Raw genomic sequence first — 16,854 nt, 5'->3', positions numbered from 1 at the left:
GGGAAAGAGCGGGCACATCGGCGGCAAGATCGCCGCCACCCTGGCCAGCACCGGCACGCCGTCGTTCTTCGTGCACCCGGGCGAGGCCTCGCACGGCGACGTCGGAATGATCACCACACCCGACATCGTGCTGGCGATTTCTAATTCGGGTGAAACGGAAGAAATCCTGACCATCCTGCCGATCATCAAGCGCATGGGCGTGAAGCTCATTGCGCTCACGGGCGGCCTGCAATCCAGCCTCGCGCGGCAAGCCGACGCCGTACTCAACGCCGGCGTGGAAAAAGAAGCCTGCCCGCACAACCTCGCCCCCACGGCGAGCACCACGGCGGCGCTGGCCATCGGCGACGCGCTCGCGGTGACACTGCTCAAGTCGCGCGGTTTCACGCGCGAGGACTTCGCGCGCGCGCATCCGGCCGGGAGCCTCGGTCGCCGCCTGCTGCTGTACGTGAGCGACATCATGCATACCGGAACCGCCATCCCCCAGGTTGCCGAGGGAGCGAGCTTGCGCGAGGCCCTGCTCGAGATGACCGGCAAGGGGCTCGGCATGACCGGCGTCGTGGACCATCAGGGCCGTCTCGTCGGCATCTTCACCGACGGCGATCTGCGTCGCGTGCTCAACCGCAGCGTGGACGTCTACCATGCCAAAATCACCGAAGTCATGACACAGGATCCGAAAACCACGCGTGCCGACCGCCTCGCGGCGGAGACGGTGCAGCTGATGCGCTCGCTCAAAATCAACGGGCTCTTCGTGGTGGACGAGAACAACCGCGTGCTCGGCGCGCTCAACATGCACGACCTGTTCCGCGCCGGGGTCATCTGACGTGAATCAGATTCATGCCGAAAAATTGAAGTCTATCCTTAGACTCCTGAAAAGTATGTCGGGTATCCAGCGCGCACGGATAACCAATGCATCAAAATGTCAAAAGGCATTTGTGATGGACGAGAACAGCTGCGTGCTCGGCGCGCTCAACATGCACGACCTGTTCCGCGCCGGGGTCATCTAATGAATCAGATTCTCGCGCCGGCGTTTACAATAGATCCAAAAGTATTAAGCTTGGCGGCAAAGGTTAAACTTCTGCTGTTCGACGTCGACGGGGTGCTCACCGATGGACGGCTCGTGATCGGCGATGACGGCCAGGAATACAAGGCTTTCAATTCGCTCGATGGCCACGGCATCAAGATGTTGCAACGCAACGGCGTGGCCGCCGGCATCATCACCGGCCGCACCTCCGAGGTGGTCAAACACCGCGTGAAGGATCTCGACATCAAATATGTCCATCAGGGATGCAAGGAAAAGCTGCCGGTTTACCGCCAATTGATCGCCGAACTAAAGCTCACGCCGGAACAGACCGCGTATGTCGGCGACGATGTGGTGGACCTGCCCATCATGCTGCAGGTGGGCTTGGCCATCGCGGTACAGAGCGCCCATCCGCTCGCCAAAAAATACGCTCACTGGGTCACGCCAAGCAGCGGCGGTTACGGTGCGGCGCGCGAGGCCTGCGAGATGATCCTGTACGCGCAGGGAACCTACCACGCGGAAATGCAGAAATACCTCTCGGACCACGGAGGGCGGGCGACCGGATGATCCTCGACGCCAAACGGCTCGCCATCACGGCCACTCTGTTGCTGCTCGCCACCGGCTCATGGTGGCTGACGCGCGCGGTGGGCGTGCCGGAGAAGGTATTCGACGGCAAGGCGCGCCACGACCCCGACTACATCATCGAGAATTTCGACGCCACGGTCATGAACGAGGATGGTCACCGGCGTTATACCCTGGCGGCCGCGCGGCTGGTTCATTACGGCGACGACGGCAGCTCCGATCTGGAGCAACCTTATCTGATCCAGTATCGCGGAAATCTCACGCCCATACACACCCGCGCCGACAAGGGATGGATACCGAAGGATGGAAATCAGATCCTCATGAGCGGCAACGTCCTTTCCGCCCAGGGCCGTGAGCCGCGAGGTGCCGGCGGTGAAATCCACGCCGACAGCATGAAAATTCTGCTCGACCGATGACGTCCGCATGAAGCCAAGCAAGCTTGCCTCGCCTGTCCTGCTGCCGGTCATTTATTTCCTGCTGTGGCTGGCGGCCGTCCCGATAACGCACGCCGCCAGGAATGATGCGGACGAACCCATCCGCATCAACGCCCGCTCGGTCGAGGCCAACGAAAAAACCGGCACGGCGGTTTACCGCGGCAATGTCGTCGCCGAACAGGGCCGGCTGTCGATCAAGGCGGATCGCGTGGAAATCCGCGCCAAGAACAACCAAACTGAACTCATTCAGGCAACCGGCAGCCCGGTGAAGCTGCGTCAACAGCCGGATGCCACGTCGGAAGAAATACAGGCCGAGGCCAAGCGGGTCGATTACCACGTCTCCACGAGAAAACTCGACATGAGCGGCGAGGTCAGCCTGCGACGCGGCGATGATCTGTTCACCGGCAGCGTGCTGCACTACGATCTCGATGCCAAAAGCCTGAACGCCACGGGCGACGACCAGAGCGACGGCCGCGTGCATGCCGTCATACAACCCCGAAAGCAGACGGCCCCACCCACCTCCAACCCGGCACCCAACCCCTGAGCGCACTCATGGCCGAAACGACAAAACAGGAAAGGCGCTCAAAGAGCAAACGGCCCAGCATCCAGGTCACCAGCACGCTGACGGCCGATCGAGTGAACAAGCAGTACAAGGGCCGTCAGGTCGTCAAAGACGTTTCGCTGGAAATACGCAGCGGCGAGATCGTCGGTCTGCTCGGCCCGAACGGCGCGGGCAAGACCACCTGCTTCTACATGATCGTGGGACTCGTGCCGATGGACAGCGGCGCCATCCGCCTGGATAAAACGGATATCGGCGATCTGCCGATGCACCGGCGCGCGCGTCTGGGGTTGGGCTATCTTCCGCAGGAACCTTCCGTGTTCCGCAACCTGACAGTCGCGGAAAACATCATGGCGATTCTCGAGACTCGAGCCGATCTTGCCGAGACGGATCGCGCGCGCATCCTCGAGGAACTATTGCACGATCTCAATATCGCCGCGCGGCGCGACGCGCCGGGAATCAGTCTCTCCGGAGGCGAGCGGCGGCGCGTGGAAATCGCGCGCGCGCTGGCGACCACGCCGCGCTTCATCCTGCTCGATGAGCCCTTCGCCGGCGTGGATCCGATTTCCGTCCTGGAGATTCAGCAATTGATCAGGCACCTGCAGGAACGCGGGATCGGCGTGCTGATCACCGATCACAACGTGCGCGAAACCCTCAAAATATGCGACCGCGCGTATATTCTGAGCGACGGCCGGGTACTGACTTCGGGCGCGCCCAGCGATATCTTATATAATGACGCCGTCAAAAAGGTTTACTTGGGAGAGGATTTCCGTCTCTGATTTTATTCGCTGTTTCCTATAGAGTATAGACACCGCGGCGCCGCGCGCCAGAACGACAGGCGGAATCCCCCCCACCGCACGAATATGTACTAAACTTTCGGGAAGACAACGCGGAATCGCTCCAGGGGCGGAGCGGCCCCGCTTACCACAGAACAATCGCCTGTATTTATGAAGCAGTCACTTGACCTTAAACTTGGTCAACATCTAACAATCACCCCCCAGTTGCAGCAGGCCATCCGGCTGCTGCAGCTTTCTTCCATCGAACTCCAGCAGGAGATCCAGGAAGCGCTCGAAAGCAATCCGCTGCTCGAGGAAAATGAAAAGGAGGAAGAACCCGCCGAAATAAAAGGCGAGGCGAACTCCACCACCGCCGAGAGTCCGGACAGCACCGAGACATCTTCCTACGACGAGGCCGAAACGCTTCCGACGACCGATTCCGGTCCCGATGTCGACGCCGGTCCCAGCGACGACAACGAGTCAGACTGGACCGACAGCTTCGAATCCATGACCGCTCCCACGGGGAGCCGCTCGGCGTCGGATGAAGATTTCCCCGACATCGACGCCCGCAACAGTCCGCCGCAGACACTGCGCGATCATCTGTTGTGGCAGATGCAAATGACGCCATTTTCGGACACCGACAAGCAGATTGGGCTCGCCCTGATCGACGCCATCAGCGAGGACGGCTACCTGAGCTGCAAGCTGGAGGAAATCCAGCAGGCCTTGAGCAAGAACTTGCCGGTGGAGATCGACGAGATCGAGGCGGTATTGCATCAGATACAGAATTACGACCCGCTCGGCGTCGGCGCGCGCGACCTCGCCGAATGCCTGCGCCTGCAGATGAAAGCGCTCCCGTCCGATACCCCCGGGCTAAAGGCGGCGACGGAACTCGCCACCCCGCAAAACCTGGCCCTGCTGGCCGACCGGGACTACACCCAGCTACGGCGCCAGCTCAAACTCGCGGCGGAAGATCTGCAGCAGGTGATCAATTTCATCCAGGGCCTGAACCCGCGGCCGGGAAATTCCGTCACTTCTTCGCAGGCGAGCTATGTCGTCCCCGATATCGTCGTCAAGAAAATCCGCGGCGTGTGGCGCGCCGATCTCAATCCGGACGTCTCCCCGAATCTGCGTATCAACCGTCATTACGAAAAGATGATCCACCGCGGGGATTCGAGCGCCGACAACCGTTACCTGCAGGACCAGCTCCAGCAGGCGCGCTGGTTCATCAAGAGCCTGAATTCCCGAAACGAGACGCTGCTCAAGGTCGCGCGCACGATCGTGGACCGCCAGCGCGCTTTCTTCGACCACGGGGCCGAAGCCATGAAGCCGCTCGTGCTGCATGACGTCGCGGAAACCGTGAGCATGCACGAGTCGACCATCTCGCGCGTGACCACCAGCAAATACATGCTTACCCCGCGCGGAATATTCGAGCTGAAGTATTTCTTCTCCAGTCATGTCTCCACCGCGGACGGCGGCACCTGTTCGGCGACCGCGATCCGCTCGATTATCAAGAAGCTGGTGGAATGTGAAATACCGACGCGACCCATCAGCGACAGCAAGATCGCCGAGATCCTGTCCGAGCAAGGCATCAATGTCGCGCGGCGCACGGTCGCGAAATACCGCGAGTCGATGAGCATCCCTCCTTCCAACCAGCGAAAGTCGCTAGTCTAATCAGCTTCGGAGAGCCTTCATGCAAATCACGGTAAGCGGTCATCAAGTGGAAATCACCGAACCCCTGCGCAACTATGCCTCGGAGAAAATCGGACGCCTCCAGAAACATTTCGACGACGTCATTGACGCCAAAGTCGTGCTGCACGTCCAGAAAAACCTGCACAAGGCCGAGGCCACCATCCACGCGCCCGGGACCACCCTGCACGCCAATGCCGAAGGACCCGACATGTATGCCGCGATCGACGCGCTCGCCGCCAAACTCGACCGGCAGATGCTCCGACACAGAGGGAAAACCGCCAACCACCACCGCGGCGAAGAATCGCTCAAGAAACTCGAAACCCCCTGAGACCCTCCTTGCCGGGCAAGCGTGCGTGCGTCCATCCCAAGGCATGGTACTGGCGCACGCCTATCATCCGGCAGGAACCGCATACATCTGAGCCCAACCCGATTGGCAGACAGCGCCGGATTGTCCATTCAACGCGGAGTGCCCCGGCAAAACCGGAATCGGCGAAGGCTTTCTGCCCCACGGCCGGCTTGAAGGTGCGCCGCGGTCTATCGGGGCGTTCGCCGCCCAGGTGTCCGTAGCATGAATGAGGCGTTCTCGACCGCAAACCTGTTACAATGGTTTTCACCCTGCTGCGCCCCGACGGACACAGCGGAAGAAGTTATGCATATTCTGTCGCGGCGGGGAAATTTTCCGCAACCACGATAATGAGGCAACAGCTGCTTGCGGCGTAAACCACGGAAGAAATCCGCCGGCGCTTCGATCAGGCCGAGCAGATCGCGTATCGACTCCATGACCACACCACCGGTCACGGCGCACGATTTTTTCGAAGCGCAATCCGTTTTGCTGAAACTCAAATGGATTGCGGGTGAAACAGGTAAAAACCGCCTGCTCGAACCCACGACCGCCAAGTATCCGGGCATGGCGCTGGTGGGCCATCTCAATTTCGTCCACCCGAACCGCATCCAGGTCATCGGTGAAGCGGAAATAGCGTACCTGTCTCGTCTCGATAAAAAGGAGTACGAAGAGGCGATCCGTAACCTTTTTACCTGCGACAAAACCTCGGCTGTCATCGTCGCGAACGGCAGGAATATCACGCCCGACCTGATCGCCGCCGCTGACAAGACCTCGCTCGCCCTGTTCTCGTCGTCACTGCCCAGCCCGGTGGTGATCGATCATCTCCAGTACTACCTGACGCGCGCGCTCGCGCCGCGAATCACGGTACACGGCGTGTACATGGAAGTCATGGGCATGGGTGTACTGATCACGGGCGAATCCGGCATCGGCAAAAGCGAGCTCGCGCTCGAGCTGCTTTCGCGCAATCACCGCCTGATTGCGGACGATGCCGTGGAGTTTGTCCGCGTCGGCCCGGACGTGATCGTGGGCCAATGTCCTACGCTGCTCTCGGATTACCTGGAAGTGCGCGGTCTGGGCATCCTGGACGTGCGGCTCATGTTCGGCGAGACCGCGGTACGGCACAAGAAGAAGCTGCACCTGATCGTGCGCCTGGAAACCATCCAGCGCCAGAAAATGAGCAAGATCAACCGGCTGGAATCGAAGCAGATGACCCGCGCTATTCTCGATGTGGAAATTCCGGAGGTGGCGCTCTTCGTCGGCCCCGGCCGCAACCTGGCGGTGCTGGTGGAAACCGCCATCCGCGCCTACATCCTGCGCATGTGGGGCTTCGATCCACTAGAGGATTTCATGAAACGGCATCAGGAGCACATGAACAATGCCGGGCCCGCTCATCCGGCCCGGCGCGACGCGCTGGCGGGAGAGGCGCTGCGCAGGGCGCGCAGCAAAGTAGACTGAATGAGTTTTTTCATCGTCAGCGGTCTGTCCGGATCCGGAAAGACCATTGCGCTCCAAGCCCTGGAAGACATCGGTTTCTACTGCATCGATAACCTGCCGGCCGTGCTGCTGCCGCATTTCTCCGGCCTGCTCGCCGACATGCGCAGCAACGCCGTCATGAACGTGGCCATCGGCCTGGACGTGCGCAACCGCGCCTTCCTCGCCGATCTCCCGAAGAGCCTGGACGAACTGCGCGCGCGCGGCGTCCACTACCGCATCATTTTCCTGGAGGCCGAGGACTCTATCCTGGTCAAGCGCTTCAAGGAAACACGGCGCAAGCATCCGATGCTCGATCATGAGACGCCGCTGGTCGAAGCGATAGATGTGGAGAAAAAACTGCTCGAACCGCTGTCGTTTGACGCGTCGCTCCGCATCGACACCACCCGCACCACGCCGCATGAGCTGCGCATGCAGGTAAGCAACTTCGCGCGCGGCGAGGATACCGCGGGACTGACGCTGCTGTTCGAATCCTTCGGTTACAAGCATGGGACGCCTCTCGACGCCGATTTCGTCTTCGATGTGCGCTGTCTGCCCAATCCCTACTGGCAGACCGATCTGCGCCAATACAACGGACTGGACGAGCCGGTCATGCATTTTCTCGAACAATACGACGAGGTTAAAGCCATGTTTGAGGATATATGCGTATTTCTGGAAAAATGGCTGCCACGCTTCGAGCGCGAGGACCGCACTTATCTCACCATCGCCATCGGCTGCACCGGCGGTCAGCACCGTTCGGTCTATCTCGTGCGCCGGCTGGCGGAATATTTTTCGGGCAAGGGCGTCAAGACGCAAGTGCGTCACCGGGAACTGAGCAGCAGCACAGGAACGTGATGATGGCGAATCTGAGGATGCAGAAGTGGTGCAAGGGTGAGCAGCGCGGCGGCGAACGGGCGCACACGGGTGAGCGGCGCAGGCCGCGAGCGGCCTGGCCAGGGATGGCCAGGCCCGGGCTTTCGAGCGCAGCCGGACGCGAAGCGAAGAAAGTGCGCCCTGGGCTTTTGCCCGAAGCAGGAGAGCGAAAAACAAATGCTCCAAATACGGAGCCAAGGATGCAAATGAATCCTCGCCACCTATCCTCTCTCGTGAATGGGCAGAGATAACCAGGATGGAATAAAAATGATTGGTTTACTGATTCTCGCGGATAAAAATCTGGGTGGCGGCCTGATCGCGGCGGTCGCGCACACACTCGGGGTCCTACCGCCGCAACTGGCGGCGACGGACCTCGATTACACGGAAACGCCGGAGAATGTGGACGCCATCCTGCGCGAGGGTATCCGGAAGGTGGACCAGGGCGATGGCGTGCTGATTCTCGCGGACGTGTACGGCGCGACCCACACCAACGTGGCCTGTCAACTGCTGGCGCGCGGACGCATCGAGCTGATCACGGGCATCAACCTGCCGATGTTGCTGCGCGTCCTCAACTACCGGCATCTTGAGATGGACGACCTCATCGACAAGGCCTTGAGCGGCGGCAGCGGCGGCATTATTTGTGCCGGCAATCCAGGGAAAATCCAGGGGACACGCTGATGCGCTGCCAGAAAATCATCATCATCAACAAGCTCGGCCTGCACGCCCGCGCCTCGGCCAAGTTCGTGAGCCTCGCTTCCGAATATGCCGCCGAGATCACGCTCAAGCGCAACAGCCAGCAAATCAACGGCAAGAGCATCATGGGCATCATGATGCTGGCGGCCGCCAAGGGGGCGGAGATCGAGATCTGCGCTGACGGCGAGGATGAGAAAAAGGCGATCGAGTCGCTGACCGAGCTGGTCAACGACCGCTTCGGGGAAGGCGAATAAAATGGCTATTTTTGTGCAGGCTTGCTTTCCTAAAATGAAGCTCTACTCGCTGCGTTCGTTCATCTTGCCATATGATGAGAAGCCCTACTCGCTACGCTCGTTCGTCTTGAGAATATCATGTTAGCGCTGCACGGCACCGGCGTCAGCGACGGCATCGTCATCGGCAAGGCCTTCGTCCTGCAGCGGGATCTGCCGGAAATTCCCGAATACGCCATCCCCAAGGAATATATCGAGGAAGAAGTCACGCGTTTTCAACGGGCGGTAGAGGCATCGCGCCGTCAGCTGCTGGCCATCCGCGAGCATATCCCCGCCAATGCGCCGCCCGAAGCGTCGAGTTTCCTCGACGCACACTTGCTCATGCTCGATGACAAGATGATCTCGATGGCGCCGATCGACGCCATCCGGCAGAAACAGTGCAATGCCGAATGGTCGCTCAAGACCCAGAGCGACATCCTGAGCGCCATGTTCGAGCAGATGGACGATCATTACCTGCGCAACAAGAAAACCGACGTCAACCAGGTCGTCACCCGGATCCTGCGCAACCTGTTGCAGCAGAATTATGACGAAGACGAGAAGATCGCCGCCGGGGCCATCGTGGTGGCGGACGATCTCACGCCGGCTGACACGGTGATGCTCAAGCACAATCACGTGCACGCGTTTGTCACCAGCCTGGGTGGCCCGATCTCGCACACCGCGATTCTGGCGCGCAGTCTCGGCATCCCGGCTATTGTCTCGGCGCACAGCGCCACGCGTTACGTCCGTTCCGGCGAGGAACTGATTGTGGATGGCAAACGCGGCATGCTCATCATCGCGCCCGACCGACATATCGTCGAGGAGTACCGCAGGCGGAAAAAGGAAATACTCCGGCAGCGCCGCGAACTCAACCGGCTCCGAACCAGCCGCGCGGTGACACGCGACCATCGCCGCATCATGCTGCTGGCCAACATCGAGTTGCCCGCGGACGTGCGCGCCGCGGCCCAGGCCGGGGCCGAGGGTATCGGCCTTTATCGCACCGAATTCCTGTTCATGAACCGGCCCGCGCCTCCGAACGAGGAAGAACAGTTCCGCGCCTACGTCAAGGTGGTCAAATCGCTGCCGGGCAAGCCCGTCACCATCCGCACGCTCGACCTCGGCGCGGACAAGCAGGTCGACGGCGGGCGCGCCGGCGCCACCATCACGGTCAACCCGGCGTTGGGTCTACGCGCCGTGCGGTTGTGCCTGCACGACACCTCGCTGTTCCGTCCGCAGTTGCGCGCCATCCTGCGCGCCTCGGTCTACGGGGACGTGCGCATGATGATCCCCATGCTCTCAAGCCAGGATGAAATTTTTCGCGTGCTCGATTTGCTCGAAGAAACCAAGAGCGAGCTCAAGCGCAGCCGCGTCAAATTCAACCCGAAGATTCCCGTCGGGGGGATGATCGAGGTGCCGGCGGCGGCGATCTCCGCCGATCTGTTCGCGCCGTATCTGGATTTTTTCTCCATCGGCACGAACGACCTCATCCAGTACACGCTGGCCATCGACCGCGTGGACGACGCGGTGAACTACCTCTACGATCCGCTGCACCCGTCGGTGTTGCGCCTGATTGACATCACGATCCAGGCGGGCAAGAAGGCGCGCATACCGGTGGCGATGTGCGGCGAGATGGCGGGCGATCCACGCTATACCAGCCTGCTGCTGGGGCTCGGACTCACCGAGTTCAGCATGCATCCGGTCACCTTGCTGGAAGTCAAGAAAATCGTGCGCGACAGTAACGTGGGGGAACTCACCCGATTCGCCAAACGGGTAATGAAAATTCGCGACATACGGGAAGTGCACACACTGGTGGAGAAACTCAATCAACGCTGAGTCTGCGGAAATGCAGAGTTAGGAAGTTAATCCAGCCTATTCCACACTCCGAACTTCACATTCTAAACTAACGGCGCAGATCTTCCGGCAGGTGCGGACCGATTTCCGTGGTCGGGGCAGGATAAACGTAACCGAAGGCCGGCTGGCTGTCCTGAACGATAGCGACCAGGCCACTGCGATACTTCAGGCGGTTGGCGCTGAACCCTTCCGCGATCCGCGGCTGGAATTTTTCCTTGAGCACCGAAACCGCGGTTATCTTCTTCAGCCGGAACGGTCGCCAGAACGGCGGCGGGCGGCCGGAGGCCGAATGGCCGCGTGTCTGATAGGCGTCCACGGACAGGTCGCCGCGCTCGTCGGTGTAGACCGCATGCGGTTCCACGACGCGGATCTGCCGCTGGTCGTGGTAGCGAATGGCAATGCAACGTTTTTCCTTAATGGCCTGACTGATCAGTTGAATGGTGTTGGGCAACATTTTTGCGATTCCTCTCTACCTCTACCAAATATGGCACAGGCCCGGGGAAGCGCAAATTCAGCTGATAAATGGCGGGTTTCAGGACCCCTGTGGCCGTTTCTGCCCCGAGACCGGGGCGCCGGCAGAATCAGACCAGGAACAGCGTCGCCAGGCCCAGAAAGATGAAAAACCCGCCACTGTCGGTGATGGCGGTGATGAGCACGCTCGAACCGCGCGCCGGATCGCGGCCAAGGCGGTAGCGCACGAGCGGGATCGCCACGCCGGCGCAGGTGGCGAGCAACAGGTTCAGAGTCATCGCTGCCGTCATGACAATGCCCAGATAGACCAGGCCGTAGAGGATATAAGCGATGATCCCCAGCAGCCCGCCCCACACCAGGCCGTTGACGAGGCTCACGCGAATCTCCTTGGCGAACAGCGCGCGCATGCTGGCCTCGGAGATCTGGCCGAGCGCGAGCGCGCGCACGATCATGGTAGTGGTCTGGTTGCCGGTGTTGCCGCCGATGCCGGCGACGATGGGCATGAGCGAGGCGAGCGCCACCAGCTTTACGATCGTGCCCTCGAAGGCGCCGATGACGCGCGAGGCGATGATGGCAGTGACGAGATTGATGGCGACCCAGGTCCAGCGGTTGCGCACCGTTTGCCACACGCTGGCGAAAAGGTCCTCGGCCTCGCGCAGGCCCGCGCGGTCGAGCCGCTCGCGCTCGGCCTGCTCGCGCATCACATCCACGACGTCGTCCACGGTGATGCGCCCGAGCAAGCGGTTGTTTTCGTCCACCACCGGCGCCGAGATCAAGTTGTAGCGCTCGAACGCCGCCGCCACCTCCTTGTCCGCAGTATGCACCGGGAATTTGATCACCTCGCGCTCCATCACCTGCGAGACGCGTGTCCAGGCGTCGGAGGTAAGCATCTTGGCCACCGACAGCAACCCGATCACACGGTCGTCGCGGTCGACGACAAAGAGGCTATTGGTGTGCTCCGGAAGTTCGCCGCGTCGCCGCAAATACCGCAACACCACCTCAAGGGCAATGTTCTCCCGCACCGTGATGGTATCGACGTTCATCAGGCCGCCGGCGGTGTCCTCGGGGTAGGACAGCACCGCGTCGAGGCGCTGGCGGTCCTGCTTGTCGAGCGCAAACAGGATTTCCGCAATCACCTCGTCCGACAGGTCCGGAATGAGGTCGGCGATGTCGTCGGTATCGAGGGCATGCGCCGCCGCCACCAGCGCCTGGTCGTCCATCAGCTTGACGAGATCGACGCGCACCGCCTCCGGCAGTTCTAGCAACACCTCGCCCATATGCTGATTGTCCACCTGCGCCCAGACCGTGGCACGCGGCTCCGGCGGCAGGCCTTCCAGAATATGAGCAATGTCCGCCGGGTGGAGTTCGGCCAGAATACCGTGTACCGGCGCGGTATCCCCGGCCTCGAGCGCGGCCAGGACACGCTTCAAATGATCCAGCTTCTTTTGTTTGCGCGCCTTGGCCATGGGGATTTATCTATTTTTCGCGGCCAGAGTGTAGAGGACTCGCGCGCCGGCGCAAAGCGGAATTTCCTGAGCATTGTACGTCTGTTGCCGGCTTGTTACAGCGAACAACGGTAAACTGGGGAAGGCAATTGTAGAAACGGGGTTACTTCAGAATAGACACGGGGGTGCTGGACATTCGGAATCGCTCTCGAAAGCAAATTGACCTTAGCCTCTTTGATTGTTATTTGATTCGGTTCTTTGATTTCCTTAGCTAACTTTAGCTAGAACGGCTATAGATAGTGTCTGGAACAAAATCAATCGCAGGTAGAGAAATGGATTTCCCATTAACAGTCAGCCCATCTATCTTAATCTTGAATCTTGTCCTAGGATCGGGCGGCGGCGCCTTAAACTTAACAGCGAAGCAATCGTCTCCTTTCTTCCGAAGATGTATGGATTTGTTCGCCGCATTCTCTCTCACAAGCTTTAGTGCGTTTGCACCGCTCCATGCCTCGCCACCAGGCTCCTTACAAAGAGGCGCTATGTATCCTAAGGTAGACTTTCCCGCTGATCTGAATCCTTGGTATCGTTTTTCGAGTTCGTAGTAGCTAGAGGAGTTTATGTCCTTACTATCCGTTGATAGAGTTATCCTACCCAGGTCAAGCGCGACGTCGTCGTCTGTTACCACAAGTAGCACTTCTAAAATGAAATAGTCCGGCAATTGTTTTCGACCATAATCAAAATCCTCGTAGTACGAAAATGGGTAAGAGTATTCACTTGGATCGAGAGAACGCCCGCGGACTGGAATCGAAAAATAATCATCGCCAGAATAAGTAAGTAAGGCATTGGCTGGTCTTATGACCATCACGAGTTCGCCGACTTCCATCCTCCCAGTCTTACTGATCTTAAATTCATTTGACTCTAAAGTGGCGCTACTGACGAAAAATCTGCTAGCGGCGAGCGGACAGCCGACCAAGATCAATGATGCCAGTAGCAACAAAAGGGATCGGAGAGATTTTATTTTGAACATGCGCCAAATCCCTCCGATATTGGATATTTATCTCAACTCCCCGCCACCGTCAAAGATTCGATCAGAATTGAACCGCTGCGGATATTGCCGCGGGTGTCCACGTCGTTACCCACGGCGGCGACATGGCGGAACATGTCCTTCAGATTGCCGGCGATGGTGATTTCCTCTACCGGATATTGAATCGCGCCGTTTTCCACCCAGAAGCCGGCGGCGCCGCGCGAATAGTCGCCGGTAACCATGTTGACCCCGAAGCCGATCAGTTCCGTCACCAGCAGCCCGGTGTGCATGCGCTTCAGCAGCGCCGCGAGATCGTCCTGGCCGGGCTCGATCGTGAGATTGTGCACACCGCCGGCGTTGCCGGTGGTGGCCATCTTGAGCTTGCGCGCGGAATAAGAATCGAGCACGTAGCCTTGCAGAATCCCATCGCGAATCAGGTCACGCGGTTTGGTGGCCACGCCCTCGCTGTCGAACGCGGCGCTCCCCTGCGCGCCCTTCAGATGCGGCTGCTCGTGGATGCGCACGAAATCGGCGAACACCGGCTTGCCGATGCTGTCCAGCAGGAACGAGGCCTGCCGGTACAGGCTGGAACCGCGCACGGCACCGACAAAATGGGACAACAGACTCGAGGCGAGCGGCGCCTCATACAACACCGGGCAGTCGCGCGTGGAGAGTTTTTGACTTCCCAGGCGCCGCAGGCTGCGTCGCGCCGCTTCCAGTCCCACCTTCTCGGGCGATTCCAAGGCCCCCGCCACGCGCGCGACGGTGTACCAATAGTCCCGCTGCATGCCGCCGTCGTCCTGCGCGATGACGCTCACCGACAGGCTGTGGCGCGTGGCCGCGACCGCACCCAGAAATCCGTGCGTGTTGCCATACACCTCGAGCCCCTCGTGGGTGGACAGGCTCCCGCCTTCGGAATTGGTAATGCGCTTGTCCAAGCCGCGCGCCGCGGATTCGGCCGCGCGCGCGAGCTCGATGGCCCGCTCAGTGCCCGGGTTCCAGGGATGATGCAAATCGAGATCGGGAATGTCCTTCGCCAGCCGCTCGGGGTCGGCGAGGCCGGCGCAATCGTCTTCCGCGGTGTACTTGGCGATGGTGCAGGCGGCGCGCACGGTTTCGCGCAGCGCCTGCTCGCTGAAATCCGTGGTGCTGGCCGAAGCGGTGCGCTGCCCGAAATAGACGGTCACGCCCATGCCCTTGTCGCGGGTGTGCTCCACGGTTTCGACCTCGCCCAGGCGCACCGTCAACGACAAACCCTGGCTGATGTTCACGCCCGCTTCGGCCGCGCTCGCGCCGGATTTCCTGGCTTCGGCGAGCACGTACTCGACGACGGCGGAAAGCCGCGCGCGGGATTCCTTGTCCGCCACCACCGGGCTGGTCACCAGTGCGCTCAACCCTGGGTTCCTCCGACGGTCAAACTGTCTATCTTGAGCGTCGGCTGGCCGACGCCGACGGGAACGCTCTGCCCTTCCTTGCCGCAGGTACCGACACCGGGATCGAGCTGAAGATCATTGCCAACCAGGGACACGCGTGTCAGCACGTCCGGCCCGTTGCCGATCAGCGTCGCGCCCTTGACCGGGCGCGTGATTTTTCCGTTCTCGATCAGATACGCCTCGGAGGCGGAGAACACGAACTTGCCCGAGGTAATGTCTACCTGCCCGCCGCCGAAATTAACGGCGTATAAACCACGGTCCACCGAGGCGATGATTTCCTTCGGATCGTATTTACCCGCCAGCATATAAGTGTTGGTCATGCGCGGCATGGGAAGATGCGCGTAGGATTCGCGCCGGCCGTTGCCGGTGGGCGCCACACCCATCAGGCGCGCATTGAGCGTGTCCTGCATGTAGCCCTTGAGGACGCCGTTCTCGATGAGCACGGTTTTCTGCGTCGTCGTGCCCTCGTCATCCACGTTGAGCGAGCCGCGCCGGTCGGGAATCGTCCCATCATCCACCACGGTGCATTGTTCGGACGCCACGCGTTGCCCGAGCTTGCCGGCAAACGCGGACGTGCCCTTGCGGTTGAAATCGCCTTCGAGTCCGTGGCCGATGGCCTCGTGCAGCAAAATGCCGGGCCAGCCGGGACCGAGCACCACCGGCATCGTGCCCGCCGGCGCTTCCACGGCGTCGAGATTCACCAGCGCCTGGCGCACCGCTTCACGCGCGTAAGTGAGCGCCTGGTCCGCGCGCGCAAAATAATCATAGGTGAAGCGTCCGCCGCCGCCGGAACTGCCCTGCTCGCGCCGGCCGTTGCTCTCCACGATCACCGTCACGTTGAGCCGCACCAGCGGGCGCACGTCGCCGGCGATCACGCCGTCGGAGCGCGCCACGAGCACCACTTCATGCGTCGAGGCCAAGCTCGCCATGACCTGCTTCACGCGCGGGTCTTGCGCGCGCGCCTCTTGCTCCACGCGCTCGAGCAATTTCACCTTGGCCTCATCCGGAAGACTCGCGAGCGGATCGTCCGGCCGGTAAAGCTGCCGCCCCGCCTCGCCGCGGAAGGCGACGGGCACGCGCGCTGGCACGCCTTGCTGCACGATGGCGCGCGCGGCCCCGGCCGCCTCCAGCAGTGCCGGCAGGACGATTTCATCGGAATAGGCAAAGCCGGTTTTTTCTCCGGCGCAGGCGCGCACGCCGACGCCCTGCTCGATGCTATGACTGCCGGATTTGACCTTGCCTTCTTCCAGCGACCAGGATTCGTGCCGGCTGTATTGAAAATAGAGATCGGCGTAATCCACGCTGCCCGACATCAACTGTCCTATCAGACGCATCAACTCCGTTTCACCCAGGCCGGCGGGTTCCAACAGGGATTTCCGGGCCAGCGTCAGCATGTTCGTGTTCATGCGCTCAGTCTCCGGTGCCGAATGCTCGGCAGGCTGGCACGCACGCCTTGCAGGCGCGCGCGGTCACAATCGGCGCTGGCATGACCCGCGCCATGTGCCAGCCGCGCAAGCACTTCACCCCAGGGACTCACGATCATGCTGTCACCGTGTGTCTCGCGGCCATTGGCGTGACGGCCGCCCTGCGCCGCGGCGATGACATAAGCAAGATTCTCGATGGCGCGCGCCCGCACCAGCACTTCCCAGTGGGCCTTGCCGGTGTGCGCGGTAAAGGCGGCGGGCACGACAAACAGCTCCGCCCCCTGATCCAGCAAGCGGCGGAAAAGTTCGGGGAAACGCAGGTCGTAACACACGGCGAGCCCCAGTTTTCCGCAGGGCGTGTCGGCCACAACGACCTCATCGCCCGGCTCGAAGCTGCGCGACTCCAGATATTGCTCGCCATTGTCGAGGCTCACGTCAAAAAGATGAATCTTGTCGTAGCGCGCCACGCGTTCCCCGCGATCGTTGAACAGCAGACAGGCGGC

At 60.9% G+C, this 16,854-nt stretch carries 19 protein-coding genes; 13 read left to right on the top strand and 6 right to left on the bottom strand.

Annotated elements, in window-relative coordinates; genetic code table 11:
- The 13 genes from ACC569_RS10505 to ptsP all read left to right on the top strand — a co-directional run.
- Positions 1–820: KpsF/GutQ family sugar-phosphate isomerase (locus ACC569_RS10505; protein WP_372523477.1), on the top strand; the 820-nt coding region annotated here is incomplete at its 5' end.
- 1 nt (position 821) lies between these two features.
- Complete coding sequence (locus tag ACC569_RS10500) at positions 822–1,004, top strand: hypothetical protein (protein WP_372523476.1); 183 nt, start codon at positions 822–824, stop codon at positions 1,002–1,004.
- Entirely contained in the window at positions 1,004–1,585 is a 582-nt protein-coding gene (locus ACC569_RS10495) for a KdsC family phosphatase (protein WP_372523475.1), read from the top strand. The genes ACC569_RS10500 and ACC569_RS10495 overlap by 1 nt, the downstream gene beginning before the upstream one ends.
- Positions 1,582–2,016, top strand: a complete 435-nt coding sequence (gene lptC / locus ACC569_RS10490) for an LPS export ABC transporter periplasmic protein LptC (protein WP_372523474.1) — start codon at positions 1,582–1,584, stop codon at positions 2,014–2,016. Before ACC569_RS10495 ends, lptC begins: the two co-directional genes overlap by 4 nt.
- 7 nt (positions 2,017–2,023) lie before the next feature.
- A complete protein-coding gene (gene lptA, locus ACC569_RS10485; protein WP_372523473.1) occupies positions 2,024–2,578 on the top strand; it encodes a lipopolysaccharide transport periplasmic protein LptA in 555 nt (184 codons plus the stop codon).
- An 8-nt stretch (positions 2,579–2,586) separates the two neighbouring features.
- Positions 2,587–3,372 carry an LPS export ABC transporter ATP-binding protein gene (gene lptB, locus ACC569_RS10480; RefSeq protein ID WP_372523472.1) on the top strand — a complete coding sequence of 262 codons (786 nt, stop codon included), beginning with the start codon at positions 2,587–2,589 and terminating at the stop codon, positions 3,370–3,372.
- A gap of 168 nt (positions 3,373–3,540) precedes the next feature.
- Positions 3,541–5,040, top strand: a complete 1,500-nt coding sequence (locus tag ACC569_RS10475; RefSeq protein WP_372523471.1) for an RNA polymerase factor sigma-54 — start codon at positions 3,541–3,543, stop codon at positions 5,038–5,040.
- Positions 5,041–5,059: 19 nt separating this feature from the next.
- Positions 5,060–5,386, top strand: coding sequence for a ribosome hibernation-promoting factor, HPF/YfiA family (gene hpf, locus ACC569_RS10470; RefSeq protein ID WP_372523470.1), 327 nt, complete (start codon positions 5,060–5,062; stop codon positions 5,384–5,386).
- Positions 5,387–5,836: 450 nt separating this feature from the next.
- Positions 5,837–6,856, top strand: coding sequence for an HPr(Ser) kinase/phosphatase (gene hprK, locus ACC569_RS10465; RefSeq protein ID WP_372523469.1), 1,020 nt, complete (start codon positions 5,837–5,839; stop codon positions 6,854–6,856).
- Positions 6,857–7,726, top strand: a complete 870-nt coding sequence (gene rapZ, locus ACC569_RS10460; RefSeq protein ID WP_372523467.1) for an RNase adapter RapZ — start codon at positions 6,857–6,859, stop codon at positions 7,724–7,726.
- A 285-nt stretch (positions 7,727–8,011) separates the two neighbouring features.
- Positions 8,012–8,422 (top strand): PTS sugar transporter subunit IIA, encoded by a 411-nt coding sequence (locus tag ACC569_RS10455; RefSeq protein WP_372523466.1) that lies wholly within the window; start codon positions 8,012–8,014, stop codon positions 8,420–8,422.
- Positions 8,422–8,691, top strand: coding sequence for an HPr family phosphocarrier protein (locus ACC569_RS10450; protein ID WP_372523465.1), 270 nt, complete (start codon positions 8,422–8,424; stop codon positions 8,689–8,691). The genes ACC569_RS10455 and ACC569_RS10450 overlap by 1 nt, the downstream gene beginning before the upstream one ends.
- Before the next feature lie 117 nt (positions 8,692–8,808).
- A complete protein-coding gene (ptsP, locus tag ACC569_RS10445) occupies positions 8,809–10,536 on the top strand; it encodes a phosphoenolpyruvate--protein phosphotransferase (RefSeq protein WP_372523464.1) in 1,728 nt (575 codons plus the stop codon).
- A 67-nt stretch (positions 10,537–10,603) separates the two neighbouring features.
- Here the strand turns inward: ptsP and ACC569_RS10440 are convergent, their stop codons facing one another.
- From ACC569_RS10440 to ACC569_RS10415, 6 genes are all read right to left on the bottom strand, one after another.
- Positions 10,604–11,008: a WYL domain-containing protein gene (locus ACC569_RS10440; RefSeq protein ID WP_372523463.1), complete on the bottom strand. Its 405-nt coding sequence runs from the start codon at positions 11,006–11,008 to the stop codon at positions 10,604–10,606.
- Between the two features lie 127 nt (positions 11,009–11,135).
- Positions 11,136–12,491: a magnesium transporter gene (gene mgtE, locus ACC569_RS10435; protein WP_372523462.1), complete on the bottom strand. Its 1,356-nt coding sequence runs from the start codon at positions 12,489–12,491 to the stop codon at positions 11,136–11,138.
- 256 nt (positions 12,492–12,747) lie between these two features.
- A complete protein-coding gene (locus tag ACC569_RS10430; RefSeq protein ID WP_372523461.1) occupies positions 12,748–13,497 on the bottom strand; it encodes a hypothetical protein in 750 nt (249 codons plus the stop codon).
- Between the two features lie 32 nt (positions 13,498–13,529).
- Complete coding sequence (gene pmbA, locus ACC569_RS10425; protein WP_372523478.1) at positions 13,530–14,861, bottom strand: metalloprotease PmbA; 1,332 nt, start codon at positions 14,859–14,861, stop codon at positions 13,530–13,532.
- Positions 14,862–14,884: 23 nt separating this feature from the next.
- Complete coding sequence (gene tldD, locus ACC569_RS10420; protein WP_372523460.1) at positions 14,885–16,333, bottom strand: metalloprotease TldD; 1,449 nt, start codon at positions 16,331–16,333, stop codon at positions 14,885–14,887.
- Positions 16,330–16,854, bottom strand: a 525-nt coding sequence (locus ACC569_RS10415; RefSeq protein ID WP_372523459.1) for a nitrilase-related carbon-nitrogen hydrolase, incomplete at its 5' end; no start/stop codon positions are given. The genes tldD and ACC569_RS10415, both read right to left, overlap by 4 nt.

The sequence above is a fragment of the Sulfuricaulis sp. genome, from assembly GCF_041499725.1.
Lineage (GTDB): Bacteria > Pseudomonadota > Gammaproteobacteria > Acidiferrobacterales > Sulfurifustaceae > Sulfuricaulis.
The sequence above is the reverse complement of the archived record's forward strand: the minus strand, read 5'-3'. Positions and strand labels throughout refer to the sequence as shown.

Excerpts from the sequence above, each read along its gene's own strand:
- ACC569_RS10495 (WP_372523475.1), top strand. The coding sequence starts at position 1,004 with ATGAATCAGATTCTCGCGCCGGCGTTTACAATAGATCCAAAAGTATTA.
- lptC (WP_372523474.1), top strand. The coding sequence starts at position 1,582 with ATGATCCTCGACGCCAAACGGCTCGCCATCACGGCCACTCTGTTGCTG.
- lptA (WP_372523473.1), top strand. The coding sequence starts at position 2,024 with ATGAAGCCAAGCAAGCTTGCCTCGCCTGTCCTGCTGCCGGTCATTTAT.
- lptB (WP_372523472.1), top strand. The coding sequence starts at position 2,587 with ATGGCCGAAACGACAAAACAGGAAAGGCGCTCAAAGAGCAAACGGCCC.
- ACC569_RS10475 (WP_372523471.1), top strand. The coding sequence starts at position 3,541 with ATGAAGCAGTCACTTGACCTTAAACTTGGTCAACATCTAACAATCACC.
- hpf (WP_372523470.1), top strand. The coding sequence starts at position 5,060 with ATGCAAATCACGGTAAGCGGTCATCAAGTGGAAATCACCGAACCCCTG.
- hprK (WP_372523469.1), top strand. The coding sequence starts at position 5,837 with ATGACCACACCACCGGTCACGGCGCACGATTTTTTCGAAGCGCAATCC.
- rapZ (WP_372523467.1), top strand. The coding sequence starts at position 6,857 with ATGAGTTTTTTCATCGTCAGCGGTCTGTCCGGATCCGGAAAGACCATT.
- ACC569_RS10455 (WP_372523466.1), top strand. The coding sequence starts at position 8,012 with ATGATTGGTTTACTGATTCTCGCGGATAAAAATCTGGGTGGCGGCCTG.
- ACC569_RS10450 (WP_372523465.1), top strand. The coding sequence starts at position 8,422 with ATGCGCTGCCAGAAAATCATCATCATCAACAAGCTCGGCCTGCACGCC.
- ptsP (WP_372523464.1), top strand. The coding sequence starts at position 8,809 with ATGTTAGCGCTGCACGGCACCGGCGTCAGCGACGGCATCGTCATCGGC.
- ACC569_RS10440 (WP_372523463.1), bottom strand. The coding sequence starts at position 11,008 with ATGTTGCCCAACACCATTCAACTGATCAGTCAGGCCATTAAGGAAAAA.
- mgtE (WP_372523462.1), bottom strand. The coding sequence starts at position 12,491 with ATGGCCAAGGCGCGCAAACAAAAGAAGCTGGATCATTTGAAGCGTGTC.
- ACC569_RS10430 (WP_372523461.1), bottom strand. The coding sequence starts at position 13,497 with ATGTTCAAAATAAAATCTCTCCGATCCCTTTTGTTGCTACTGGCATCA.
- tldD (WP_372523460.1), bottom strand. The coding sequence starts at position 16,333 with ATGAACACGAACATGCTGACGCTGGCCCGGAAATCCCTGTTGGAACCC.